General features: G+C 37.8%; 11 protein-coding genes and 1 pseudogene. 2 read left to right on the forward strand and 10 right to left on the reverse strand.

Annotated elements, in window-relative coordinates; translation table 11 throughout:
- Positions 1-426 precede the first annotated feature (426 nt).
- From cas2 to HMPREF2887_RS06320, 4 genes and pseudogenes are all read right to left on the reverse strand, one after another.
- Positions 427-756 (reverse strand): CRISPR-associated endonuclease Cas2, encoded by a 330-nt coding sequence (gene cas2, locus HMPREF2887_RS06305; RefSeq protein WP_021001303.1) that lies wholly within the window; start codon positions 754-756, stop codon positions 427-429.
- A gap of 2 nt (positions 757-758) precedes the next feature.
- Positions 759-1,679 carry a CRISPR-associated endonuclease Cas1 gene (gene cas1 / locus HMPREF2887_RS06310; protein WP_315940897.1) on the reverse strand — a complete coding sequence of 307 codons (921 nt, stop codon included), beginning with the start codon at positions 1,677-1,679 and terminating at the stop codon, positions 759-761.
- Positions 1,680-2,016: 337 nt separating this feature from the next.
- On the reverse strand, positions 2,017-2,859 hold the full coding sequence (locus HMPREF2887_RS06315; RefSeq protein WP_021001301.1) for an undecaprenyl-diphosphate phosphatase: 843 nt from the start codon (positions 2,857-2,859) through the stop codon (positions 2,017-2,019).
- Between the two features lie 66 nt (positions 2,860-2,925).
- A pseudogene (locus HMPREF2887_RS06320) lies at positions 2,926-4,814 on the reverse strand (DUF2207 family protein).
- A gap of 126 nt (positions 4,815-4,940) precedes the next feature.
- Here HMPREF2887_RS06320 and HMPREF2887_RS06325 point away from each other — a divergent pair.
- A complete protein-coding gene (locus tag HMPREF2887_RS06325; protein WP_003025897.1) occupies positions 4,941-6,506 on the forward strand; it encodes an ABC transporter substrate-binding protein/permease in 1,566 nt (521 codons plus the stop codon).
- Entirely contained in the window at positions 6,503-7,243 is a 741-nt protein-coding gene (locus HMPREF2887_RS06330) for an amino acid ABC transporter ATP-binding protein (RefSeq protein WP_003043510.1), read from the forward strand. Before HMPREF2887_RS06325 ends, HMPREF2887_RS06330 begins: the two co-directional genes overlap by 4 nt.
- A gap of 515 nt (positions 7,244-7,758) precedes the next feature.
- On the opposite strand, the gene HMPREF2887_RS06335 is transcribed toward HMPREF2887_RS06330, so the two are convergent.
- The 6 genes from HMPREF2887_RS06335 to HMPREF2887_RS06360 form a co-directional block, all read right to left on the reverse strand.
- Positions 7,759-7,974, reverse strand: coding sequence for a capsule biosynthesis transcriptional regulator (locus HMPREF2887_RS06335; RefSeq protein ID WP_003025899.1), 216 nt, complete (start codon positions 7,972-7,974; stop codon positions 7,759-7,761).
- 109 nt (positions 7,975-8,083) lie between these two features.
- Entirely contained in the window at positions 8,084-8,971 is an 888-nt protein-coding gene (locus HMPREF2887_RS06340) for an SPFH domain-containing protein (protein ID WP_003025900.1), read from the reverse strand.
- A 118-nt stretch (positions 8,972-9,089) separates the two neighbouring features.
- Positions 9,090-9,689, reverse strand: coding sequence for a response regulator transcription factor (locus HMPREF2887_RS06345; protein WP_003025901.1), 600 nt, complete (start codon positions 9,687-9,689; stop codon positions 9,090-9,092).
- Positions 9,686-10,783, reverse strand: a complete 1,098-nt coding sequence (locus tag HMPREF2887_RS06350; protein ID WP_084740933.1) for a sensor histidine kinase — start codon at positions 10,781-10,783, stop codon at positions 9,686-9,688. Before HMPREF2887_RS06350 ends, HMPREF2887_RS06345 begins: the two co-directional genes overlap by 4 nt.
- A 4-nt stretch (positions 10,784-10,787) precedes the next feature.
- Positions 10,788-11,519, reverse strand: a complete 732-nt coding sequence (locus HMPREF2887_RS06355) for an ABC transporter permease (protein ID WP_021001297.1) — start codon at positions 11,517-11,519, stop codon at positions 10,788-10,790.
- Positions 11,520-11,532: 13 nt separating this feature from the next.
- Positions 11,533-12,408 carry an ABC transporter ATP-binding protein gene (locus HMPREF2887_RS06360; protein ID WP_057489577.1) on the reverse strand — a complete coding sequence of 292 codons (876 nt, stop codon included), beginning with the start codon at positions 12,406-12,408 and terminating at the stop codon, positions 11,533-11,535.
- Between the last annotated feature and the right edge of the window lie 126 nt (positions 12,409-12,534).

The raw sequence follows: 12,534 nt of genomic DNA on the forward strand, positions 1-12,534 counted from the left end.
CCCCTCTCGAGGTAACATGGGTTATTAACTAATAATGGTACGCTATATTGACCCTCAAAAGAAAAGTTTCCGTCCCCTCTCGAGGTAACATGGGTTATTAACTCAATTTTAGAATTAATAAACGTTACACACATAAAGTTTCCGTCCCCTTTCGAGGTAACATGGGTTATTAACCTTGTATATTTTTGTTAATTTAGAAACAAAATCGATAGGTTTCCGTCCCCTCTCGAGGTAACATGGGTTATTAACCGCTGTCTCTGTCCATAAGGACAAAGGTAGCCATCGTTTCCGTCCCCTCTCGAGGTAACATGGGTTATTAACCCTATATCTTGTATCAAGCTTCAGAGAATGACCCCTAAATCTTGTTTTATTCAAGATTTGGAAACATATCTATATTTTACCACATTTTTCATTAAATTAAAAGTTTCAGAAAAACAAAATATCTTCCAGAATTTCTGCTCCTTCATAAGAGTTGAAGATGACTGTCTCTTTCTTATCACCAACATAAACAATTATATTGTCTCCCTCCTCCTGACAATAAAATTTTTCTAAATCTTGAAGAAGGTGATGATAGTTTGTTTTTTCAACATCAATCTCAAAACAAGAACGTTGGACTCGCATGCCATATCCTTCCAGCAATTTAGAAAGTTTGAGACGTCGCTTATTACTAATAATATCATAAATAACAAGGCAAAATACCGTTTTTTTCTGCGCAAAGTTTTTCGCCTCTTCGTCTAAGTTGTAAAAAAATCCCATTATTATTCTCCCGTATACCCGCTTAAAAATTCCTTATGATTCTCCGTTTCAAAACAACGAATCAAAGATTTTATCTGTTGATCAGCCATATACAAAAATGAATATCGCTTCTTATCAAATTCAATATATTGATGAATCTCCAAAACTCTTGAACGCATTGCTTTTGAAAAAATCTCAATCCCTTCTGCTGTTAAAACAACTTCTTCCTCATCTCCCTCTTCAAAATGTTCTGCCCTAATTTCTTCATTTCTAATCAAGCTCATTATTGTATCGTCCACAATAACAGGTCGCCACTCTTCCATAAGATCGCTAGCTAGAACCGAATGATGTTGATGAGGTCGATGAATAACACCAAAACCAAGACTCAAACCATTTTTGCGAATCATTCCAATAAAGCAAGAATGAAGAATAGAATAACCGAAATTTAAAAGTGCATTAAACCTATCCTTGGACGGGCGCTTAGACCTCTCATAAAATCGGAAGTCATCAGTCAGTAAGAAGTTTAACAGATAAAAATATGATTTAGCAATTCTGCCTTCAAACCCCATTAGTTCTGGAATGTTTTTTGCAGTAGAAATTCCTAAGATAGCCTCTTGAAATTGTTCAAAATCTTTGCTATCTAAAATATTCTCATCATCAAATGCTTTCAATAAATTTAATTGATTTCTGATTTTAGAAGAAGCAATCCTTTTAGCTATCTCTAAACAGAATTCTTGATTAAAACTCGAAAGTGCTTGCTTTTCTTGTTTCTCATAATCCGCTTCTCGTCCTGAATCTAGTACTGAAAGAAATTTTCCATATCCTGAAAAGTAGAAAACATTTATCCTATTTTTAGCTGAGGCAGCTAATAATTGCGTTGTTAATTGAGCTTTACCAAAAACTAATATATTTTCAATTAAGCTTAAAGAAATTTCTTTTACTATACTTTTTCGTTATCCTTTATAACCACTCTATCATTGTTTAACGATAGATGATAATCTGACTTTTGAATATACAAATCTCCCATTTTCTCCTCCGTTTATCCTTATATCATTTTAACATATCAAATATAATGCTCAATAAAAACTCTCACTTCTGGCGAGAGCAGTTTATTATCTCAGAAATTTTAAAAATCTCTCTCCCATTTCGTTCATAATTAACCTCAAATATTTTAAATTGACTGACCTGTCATCTCATTGACATTAAATTACAATCCTTGGAACAAAATGAACTGAAGTCACTAACTAAAAACTCAACAATCTCTGCTGAGTTTTTGTATGCTTAGAAAATGGCTTTAAAAATGCCGTAAATAATAAGCAGGACACCAAGTCCAATACGGTATTTCCCAAAGATTGTGAAGTCGTGCTTTTTCACATAGTCTGTCAAGAAGCGAATGACATAGAGACTAACCCCAAATGCAACGCCCATTGCCACAAGCAACAAGAAGAACTGACCAAATCCAAGTATATTTCCTTTGATGATAAACTTCAAAATCTTCCAAGCACTTGCCCCAAACATAACAGGAATCCCTAAGAAGAAGGTGAACTCTGTCACCACGGAACGACTAGTACCATTTAAAAGCCCTCCGACAATCGTTGCTCCAGAGCGACTGGTACCAGGAAAGAGTGACAATACTTGAAATAACCCAATGTAGAGAGCAGTTTTATAAGGCAATCGATCTAAGCTGGTAATTGTCGGTTCTACGTTTTTATTACGTTTTTCCAGTAAAATAAAAGCAACACCATAGATAATCAACATACAAGCAACAGAAATGAAGTTATAAAAATGTGCATCAAACCAATCATCCAAAGGTAAGCCAATAATGGCAGCTGGCGCAGCTGCAATCACCACTTTCGCCCATAATTGCCATGTTTTCTGCACTTCACGCGCTGTCTTTCCAGATTTAAACGGATTTAATTTATCAAAATAAATCACGACAACTGCTAAAATCGCTCCTAATTGGATAACGACATTGAACATTTCCATAAAGGCAGCATTCTGATTTTTATACTTGATAAACTCCTGTATCAAAATCAAGTGACCTGTGCTAGAAATAGGCAACCACTCTGTAATTCCTTCCACAATCCCAAAGATGATGGATTTTAAAATTTCAATGATAAACATGTTCTTCTCCTAAGGTTGATTTGTTTCATTATAGCATAATTTCAAGTGAGAGAATAGAGGCACTTTTTAAAAAGCACCGCCTCCACCTCCACCGCCTCCACCAGTGAAGCCGCCTCCGCTACTACCACCTGATGAAACAGTGAAGCTACTAGCTGAATTGGCTTCTGAGCCATAACTAACAAAAGCGTGGGAGCTAGTATGGAAGGTATACGACATATCCTGATAAACAAAAGCATTCATAGACGGATTGTCAATTGTGATTTTACGTAGCTTCATAGCCTTAGTCACCTTATCAGCACAATTAAACATAGTAGCATAAACCAATAATCGGTTCCATAAAATGACCCCGTCAACTTCTGTGTCCTTTAAATGAGCAATATCACGTAGCATATTGGCAAAACTCTTCCAGTAATAATAGTTTTCTGCCCCTTCTTCATTTAAAACTCCATCACGTTTCACCATTTTGCATTTTCTCCAGAGGTAATACAAAAATCCGCCGGCAATGAGAAAACTAACTATGAATTGGAAGAAAATCAGTCTGTACCACAAGAATATCCAGGCCAAAATACCAAGAGAAACAACCATAATAAGTGCCATCAAGGAGATTGAAAGATATAAATACAAGATTTCCTTTTTAGCAACTGGGCGGTAATTATTTGGCAATTGCTCCCGCTCAATAATCTCATGCACATTTTCTGTAATATTCTTCAAATAACATTTTAAGAGATTTTTTACCCTGTTGCCCGCTTTACGGACAGCTTCCTCACCTCTGTTATACACTTTCTTATCAATTTTAAAGTCTGAAAATAGCTCTTTTACAAGAAGCTGCTGGTTGTTGCCCATAGCCATTTTTAAAAATTCTTTTTCAAAACCCGATAAACCTTTATCCGTCACTCTTTGCAGCCTTGGTTGCTTCGTATCGTCTGTAAAAACAAGATTGCCTCGATCAATCAAATCTAATAAAGTAGCTTGGACAAGATTTTCAAATTTCAGAGATGTAGCTTGTCGCTCAGTCGGATCCAATTCTGTCAAATCTACCGAATAAACATTGGAAGCAATGACCATTGGTGGCAAATCTTGCGGTATTTCATACAAACGAGCACGCTTAGGAAACGTTACACGGGATTTTGTTCTAAGATGAAAAATAATGTAAAAAACCAAACTAATTAGACCAACCAATACCAAAGCAAGTGGTAAGTCCCAGTCTACTAATCTCTGGTATTTTTTTGTACTGGTGGCAACTTCCTTTTCAACTTGACGAAACTCTTGCAACCGATTGCGTTTTGTAACAGCTAAACTATTTTCAGGAACAGTTACTAGCGATCGATCCCAATATGCATGAAATTCTAAATTTCTATTTTTAGCAATACTAGCGACACGGATCAGATAGCTATCTCCCTCTCGTGTCACTTGAGCTGGCTTCATAAAATAACCCGTGTGAGCATACAATTCGGTCTGCTGAGAACTTTTTGGAACTGAAATCCGAAACTCCACATTGTTTAACTTCTTATCCCAGTTACTAATCGGAATCCAGTGCAACTCCACGATGTCATTGTGGACAAACAGCATATTTTTCAGTTTCCACGTAACCGCAATAGTCACACGATCCCCTTTATTACCAGCATTATAAATTTTATATTTATAACCACCCGCAATGTATTCCTGAACAGCAGTAATATCCGTTTTTGGTTGTCCATTTCTTAAAGCTAGAATCGTCGGCTTTCCTTCCACATCAAAGCCCAGAGGAACTTTACCAGACGTCCCCAAAGTAATGATTTGTCCTCTGTAGCCGCTTGAGAAATGGTAAGTGACTGTTTCAACAAATGTCGCTGTATTATCAGAATGAATCTGTAAATTGCCTTTATAGGATTCAATATCATAACTCACCGCCAAGACTCGTTGACTGAAGAACAAACACGAGAAAAAATTATGATACTCCAAAAAAACTTTTTCATCTAGCAATCTCCTTATACTAATTGCCTTTATTATACCATTTTTTCAAGTAAGGGTTTCCCCAATATTGAAAAGCATGTCATTTTTCGGTACAATGAAAGGAAGCTATTTTTAGATGAGGAGAAAATATGAAGAAATTATTCTTATCTCTATTTGCACTTCTGCTGCTTAGTTTCGGATTTGCAAATAGAGCTCAAGCCGATGAATACTTGCGAATCGGAATGGAAGCGGCTTATGCACCGTTCAACTGGACGCAAGATGACGATAAAAATGGTGCCGTCAAAATCGAAGGCACCAACCAATATGCCAATGGTTATGACGTCCAAATCGCCAAACAAGTCGCAAAAGCATTGGGCAAAAAACCGTTAGTGGTCAAAACTTCTTGGAATGGATTGATCCCTGCATTGACATCAGGTAAATTAGATATGATTGTCGCTGGAATGAGTCCAACTGCTGAGCGGAAAAAGGAAATCGCATTTTCCAATAGTTATTATACCAGTGAGCCTGTGGTATTGGTCAACAAAGACGGGGCTTATGCTAATGCAAAAACGTTGAAGGACTTCAAAGGAGCAAAAATCACCTCTCAACAAGGTGTCTACCTCTACAATTTGATTTCCCAACTGACAGGCGCTAAGCAAGAAACTGCAATGGGCGACTTCGCTCAAATGCGCCAAGCACTTGAGTCAGGAGTGATAGACGGCTACATTTCTGAACGTCCCGAAGCCCTCACAGCAGAATCCGCTAATTCAAAATTTAAAATGATTCAGTTCAAAAAAGGTTTTGAAGTTAATGAAGAGGATGCTACGATTGCAATCGGAATGCGCAAAAACGACAATCGCCTAGAACAAGTCAATGCTGCTATCGCTAAAATCAGTGCCAAAGACCAAGTCGCTTTAATGGACAAGATGATTCAAAACCAACCTGTTGAAACTGACACCAGCAAAGATAAAACTACTTTCTTTGGACAAGTGACAAAGATTCTGAAAGACAACTGGCCCCAATTTCTGCGCGGAGCTGGCTTAACCCTTCTCATTTCCATTACTGGTACAATTGCAGGGCTCATCATTGGTCTCTTAATCGGTGTTTACCGCACCGCTCCTACAGCCAAAAATAAAGCTCTCGCTCTTTTACAAACTTTATTCGGTTGGTTCCTGAATGTCTACATCGAAATTTTCCGTGGAACACCTATGATTGTTCAATCTATGGTTATTTACTACGGAACAGCACAGGCATTTGGAGTTTCCATTGATCGTACAATCGCAGCCATCTTTATCGTTTCCATTAACACGGGTGCTTATATGAGTGAAATTGTCCGCGGAGGAATCTTTGCTGTTGATAAGGGGCAATTTGAAGCCGCAACTGCTCTGGGAATGACACATAACCAAACCATGCGCAAAGTTGTCCTTCCTCAAGTCGTGCGCAATATTCTACCTGCTACAGGGAATGAATTTGTCATCAATATCAAAGATACTTCCGTACTGAATGTTATCTCCGTTGTTGAACTTTATTTCTCAGGAAATACGATTGCCACCCAAACTTACCAATATTTCCAAACCTTTACGATTATTGCCGTTATCTACTTTGTCCTAACATTTACGGTAACACGCATTCTCCGCTATGTAGAACGGCGTTTTGACACAGATGATTACACAACGGGCGCTAATCAAATGCAAACGAAAGGAGTAAAGGCATGAGTGATACCATTTTAGAAATCAAGCATCTTAAAAAATCCTACGGACAAAATGAAGTCTTAAAAGATATTTCCCTTACCGTCCACTCCGGAGAAGTCATCTCTATCATCGGAAGCTCTGGTAGTGGAAAATCGACTTTCTTACGCTCTATCAATCTCCTTGAAGAGCCAAGTGGCGGAGAAATCCTTTACCGTGGTGAAAATGTACTAGAAGAAAACTATAACCTCACTCATTACCGTGAAAAACTCGGTATGGTGTTCCAAAGCTTTAACCTTTTTGAAAACCTTAATGTTCTTGAAAATACCATTGTCGCACAAACAACTGTTCTCAAGCGAGAACGAGCAGAGGCCGAAAAAATCGCCAAAGAAAATCTTGAAAAAGTTGGCATGGGACAACCTTACTGGCAAGCCAAACCAAAACAACTCTCTGGCGGACAAAAGCAACGGGTTGCTATTGCACGTGCTTTATCCATGAATCCAGATGCCATTTTATTTGACGAGCCAACCTCAGCGCTTGACCCTGAAATGGTCGGTGAAGTACTTAAAATTATGAAAGACCTTGCTCAAGAAGGCTTAACCATGATTGTTGTCACGCACGAAATGGAGTTTGCGCGTGATGTCTCCAATCGTGTCATTTTCATGGACAAAGGCATCATTGCTGAAGAAGGCAAACCTGAAGACATTTTCACTCACCCTAAGAAAGAACGCACAAAAGAATTTTTACAACGTTACTTACGATAATCCACAACCGACGGGAGTGGGACAAAAATCGGTAATTTCGGAGAAATTTGATTTTGTCGTCCCACCCCCGCACAGTTGAGTAGGGCTGTAAAGGTTGATTTATCAACCGCATAGAACCCACTCAACCGCTGCAACTTGCAAGAAACTCATACGAATCTGACGAGGTTAAGGACTTTTGTCCCAGTCTCGTCTTTATTGTCTCTCCAAAATCTTTAAGAAGTCAATTTAAAAACTAATTTTTATTCAAACAAAACAGAATGTTTGAATACACATTCATTAGAACATTTTCTTGTTAAAAATAAAACTCTAATTTTTAAGAATATTTTTTAAAATAGATTGTATTGTAGAAAGCGGTTTATCATTTTTCTGTAAAAATATTCATTCTAAAGAATTAGATAGGAAGCGAATAAATAAACTTTCTGCTTTATAATTATTTGTTATTTCCGTATAAAATTATACTATTTTACAATTGCAAACAAAAAAAGCAGGCTGATAGCCTGCTAAAAATACAACGATTAGTTTTCAAACTTTTCGTGGTTTTTATCGTAAAAATCAATCAATCCAAGAGCGGTTTCAAATGAAATATTTTTCACTTTAGCACGACCTTGAGCAAGGGCAATGATAGACATTTCACGAGCGTTCGTTTCTTTACTGATGCGATAACCCGTGATTTTTTTATCACGAACCCAGCTAACAACTGATTCTACTTTTTCAAAGTTAGATTTAGCCATTTCCTTCTCCTATTTTATTATTTCTAACTAAATATTGTAAAGGTTTTTGTTTGTTTTGTCAACGGAAAAGGATACCTATTTTGATGAATGAAACAATTCAGAATATTCTTTATTTAGCTTTGAGTGCAGATAATATTTGTGTTCGAATACTTTCCACTCCGTCAGGATTTGCTGGTAAGAAAATTGTATTATTTCCCTTATTGTCTGCAAAATTATTCAACGTGTCAAGGTATTGGTTGGTTAAAAGAATGGACATGATTTGTTCTTCCTTCAATTCAACATTCGCACCTTTTAATTCCTTAATTGAGTCTGCCAATCCATCTACAATTGCTTTCCGTTGTTCGGCGATACCAACCCCATGAAGGCGATCTTTTTCAGCTTCTGCTTCTGCGGCTGTCACAATTTTAATCTTGTCAGCTTCAGCTAATTCTTGCGCAGCAACACGTTTCCGTTGGGCAGCGTTGATTTCATTCATTGATTGCTTGACTTCTGCATCTGGCTCAACTTTAGTAATCAAGGTTTTTACGATGATATAACCGTAAGTAGACATTTCTTCTGCCACTTGCTTTTGGACTTCAAGCGCAATTTCATCTTTCTTTTCAAACAATTCATCCAAGGTCAATTTAGGAACAGATGAACGCAATGCGTCTTCAATATAAGACTTGATTTGAGCTTCTGGGCGAATCAATTTATAGTAAGCATCCGTTACATTATTTTCATTGACACGGTATTGTGTAGCGACATTCATCATGACAAATACATTGTCTTGTGTCTTGGTTTCAACCACAATCTCGCTCTGCAACAGGCGCAATTGCACACGCGCTGCGATATGGTCAATACCAAACGGCAAACGCAAATGAATTCCGCTATTACTGAGTTTTTGATATTTCCCAAAACGTTCTATAATCGCTACGGACTGTTGACGAACAACATACAACGAGCTAAAAAGAATGAGAAACAGCACGACAATAATAATTGGCACTACTAAAAATAACATGATGTGAAACTCCTATCTTCTTTTTCCAAGATTATAGCACACTTATAAGAGTTTATCAAACAGAAACGATAATTAAAACACTCTATAAGTTTGCTTAAGATTTTTTGGAATCTTTTTATTAAATCCAGCCATTTTCTTGCGCAATTCGAACTGCTTCCAATCGATTTTCCGCCGTTAATTTCGTTAAAATACTTGACATGTAATTGCGGATAGTGCCATTTGATAGATAAAGCTTTTGCGCAATTTCTTTACTAGACAGACCTCTTGCTGCTGCTTGCAAAACCAAAATTTCCTGATTGGACAAGGGATTTTTACTCGTCATCATAGCTTCCATTAGTTCAGGAGAATATTCTTTTTGCCCTTTTAATACTGTATGAATTGTTTTCATGAGGTCAGCAATACTGCGTTCCTTTAAAACATAGGCATCTACATCTGCTTTGACCGCTCGCTCAAAGTAACCAGGACGTTTAAATGTGGTGACAATAACGACTTTGACGGTTGACTGCTGTACCTTGACCCATTCCAACACATCCAGCCCTGTTTGCTTAGGCATTTCCACATCTAAAATAGCAACATCAATATTTTGGGATTGGAGAAGATCCAGTGCTTCCTGACCATTAGAAGCCTGATGAACCATTTCGACATCTGGCTGCATTTCTAGTAATTGGCACAAAGCATCCCGTAACATACTTTGATCTTCGGCTACTAATAATTTCATCTGTATCCCTCCATTGGCAAGTGTACTCGAATCTTAGTTGGCTGTTTATAATTTAAAATCTCTACTTGTCCAGACAAAGCTTTTACACGCTCCTGAACCGAATGTAATTCTTTTCCTGTTACAGTTTTGAAACCTTTCCCATTATCCTCAACATCAGCAATTAAGCGTTTGTCTTCGGAATATAAACGAATTTTACAATGACTTGCTTGAGCATGTTTGATGATATTCGTCGTCAATTCTAGTAAAACCATACTTAAGCTTGATTGCATAGTTGGTGCAATACTAGCTATATTGAGTTGATTCAGTACTTGTACTTGAATCCCACTCATTTCTAACATCACTTGAATCGTCACCAATTCATCATCTAACGTTCGTGTTTTGAGATTATCAATAATTCGTCGTACATCCGCCATAGATTGCTTGCTAATTTCATGCACTTCTTGCAATTCTTTGCCAGCTTTCTCATAAGCTTTCATTTGAAGAAACTGTTGCGCCAATTCTGTCTTGATACTGAGCATAGCAAAGGTATGCCCTAGACTATCATGTAGGTCTCGTCCAATACGATTGCGCTCATTTTCAGCTAGGAACAGATTCAGCTGGGCATTTTGTTTGACCTTTTCTTCCTTGATCCGCTCTGTCATTTGAATCCGATGGAGACCAAAGGTCAAGCCATCCGAAAAGAGAAAGGTTACAACAAAGAAGAGTAGCTCTGCTGGACCAACATTACCCACCAAGTAATTAGTCATCACAATAATGGGCTGCAAGGCGATAAAGGTTAAAAAACGCCAGGATTTAAAAGAAATATCATCTAGTTCGTAAATAAGCAGATTAGATAGATAAAAAATGTACCAAGTAAACCCTCCATTTAACCAGACAGAACCATAATATATGTAAGCTACCAAGAACCACCAAGAAAGAAACTGGATAAGGCGATGGTTACTTAACAAGACCGCATAGTAAGCCGCAACAAAAATAGCTGTCCAGAGCAAGAGGAAAAGCGGGTATCCCCCGCTAATCACTCCCGCCACTGGAAAGATGATAAAGACCAGCGCAATATGAAACATATAGTGGACTTGTTTAAATTTTTCCCACATGGTTTTATTTTACCTCAATTCGATTTTTGAGTTGCAACACAAGAATGCTAACCAAAACCGTATAAATCAGAACAATCAAAGCGGCCTTACCATTGAATTGATGGTGTTCTAGATAAGAAGACACGACCTGCATCAGTTGATAACTTGGCGTCAGCTTACCGATGGATTGGAGCCATTTTGGGAACATGGTCAGAGGGAACCATAGCCCGCCCAGAACAGCCAGTGCCATATAGACGATATTGCCTACTACAGACATGAGCTGAGCACTTGGCAAGAGGCTAACCAATACACCCATGGCAATAAAGACCATACTTCCCACCAGAAGTATCAAGGCAATAACGAGCCAGTCCACCATTGGCAGATCAACACCGCGTACAAAATGCCCGACTGAAAAGACCACGATAATGGAAAGCATGAAAGTCAACAGCGTACTACAGAGTTTGGATATATAATATTCTACCATAGAAACAGGTGAGTGCTGAATCATTTTTTGCCAATTATTGGTTTTATCAGATTGCAAGGAGCTGGGAATACTAAAGAAAGCACTAGACATGATACTGAAAACCGTCATTGAAAAGAGATATAGTCGAAGTACACTGATTGGTGTGTCGTTTGACATCACGCCTGAAAAAATCAGATAAAAGACACTAGGCAAACCAATAGACAAGAGGTAATAAGCGGCCTGCCGCTTCATTAAAATCAATTCAACCTTCATTAAACTGGTCATATTTTTCATGATACATCTCCTTTTACTCTTGCGTTGTCTCAAAAATACTATCTAATAGTGTCCGGTTGCGTACTTCTACTTCCTCAATCGTACAGCCATTATCTACCAAGACTTGCCACACTTGACCAGCATTTCTAGTTGCAAAGGACAGAGCATTTTGCTTGATTTCAATTTCGGTCACTTCAGGTAACCCTTCCAAAATAGTTTGGTAAGAAAGCGGAATAGTAAAGTGTTTTTCTTGTTCTTCGCTGCGCATGGCATAAGGCGTCGTATCACGAATCAATTCGCCCTTATGCAAAACCAAAATACGATCTGCTGTATGCTCCACTTCCTCAATATAGTGAGAAGAATAAATAATAGTCACACCCTTTTTCTTCAATTCATCCACAATTTCCCAAAAATGCTGGCGAGTTGACGTATCCATAGCAGAAGTTGGTTCATCTAAAAAGAGTATCTTCGGACGACCAATAAGAGCTAAAATAAAGGAAAATAAGCGTTTTTGACCACCTGATAATTTAGAAGCCAACTGTTCTTTTTGCTTATCCGTAAATTTTAAAAGAGCATCAATTTCCTGATTGGTTAGACTGTTTGGGTAAATATTTTGAAAAAAGTTCAATAGTTCTTTCACTTTCAGATCTTCCACTACTGTATTTTCTTGTGGCAAAATAGCAACCATCTGCTGTAATTGCTCATCTGTTGGCTTTAATCCTCGAACACTAGCCTGTCCACTCGTAAGAAATTTATCCCCTAGCAAACAATCCATGAGAGTCGTTTTCCCAGCTCCATTCGGACCAATCAACGCCACACATTCTCCAGCGTTAATCGTAAAAGAAATATCCTTCAAAATATCTTTTCCATGAATCTTTTTAGATAAATGGTTCACCTCAATCAGCTTCATCTTTTTCTCCTCATTATTTTCTTTGGTGGAAATGCAACACATACAGAAGTCCTAGCAATTGGCTCAGGAAATTTCTGGTCAACGATTAGATTACCACAAAGTTACTTGCAGCAAGAAGAATAAAAC

The sequence above is a fragment of the Streptococcus sp. HMSC071H03 genome (assembly GCF_001813035.1).
In the GTDB taxonomy this organism is placed as follows: Bacteria; Bacillota; Bacilli; order Lactobacillales; family Streptococcaceae; genus Streptococcus; species Streptococcus anginosus.

What these genes read in the sequence shown, in the direction of transcription:
- HMPREF2887_RS06335 (WP_003025899.1), bottom strand. Translation starts at nt 7,974, where the DNA reads ATGGCTAAATCTAACTTTGAAAAAGTAGAATCAGTTGTTAGCTGGGTT.
- cas2 (WP_021001303.1), bottom strand. Translation starts at nt 756, where the DNA reads ATGGGATTTTTTTACAACTTAGACGAAGAGGCGAAAAACTTTGCGCAG.
- HMPREF2887_RS06325 (WP_003025897.1), top strand. Translation starts at nt 4,941, where the DNA reads ATGAAGAAATTATTCTTATCTCTATTTGCACTTCTGCTGCTTAGTTTC.
- HMPREF2887_RS06330 (WP_003043510.1), top strand. Translation starts at nt 6,503, where the DNA reads ATGAGTGATACCATTTTAGAAATCAAGCATCTTAAAAAATCCTACGGA.
- HMPREF2887_RS06315 (WP_021001301.1), bottom strand. Translation starts at nt 2,859, where the DNA reads ATGTTTATCATTGAAATTTTAAAATCCATCATCTTTGGGATTGTGGAA.
- HMPREF2887_RS06355 (WP_021001297.1), bottom strand. Translation starts at nt 11,519, where the DNA reads ATGAAAAATATGACCAGTTTAATGAAGGTTGAATTGATTTTAATGAAG.
- HMPREF2887_RS06350 (WP_084740933.1), bottom strand. Translation starts at nt 10,783, where the DNA reads ATGTGGGAAAAATTTAAACAAGTCCACTATATGTTTCATATTGCGCTG.
- HMPREF2887_RS06345 (WP_003025901.1), bottom strand. Translation starts at nt 9,689, where the DNA reads ATGAAATTATTAGTAGCCGAAGATCAAAGTATGTTACGGGATGCTTTG.
- HMPREF2887_RS06360 (WP_057489577.1), bottom strand. Translation starts at nt 12,408, where the DNA reads ATGAAGCTGATTGAGGTGAACCATTTATCTAAAAAGATTCATGGAAAA.
- HMPREF2887_RS06340 (WP_003025900.1), bottom strand. Translation starts at nt 8,971, where the DNA reads ATGTTATTTTTAGTAGTGCCAATTATTATTGTCGTGCTGTTTCTCATT.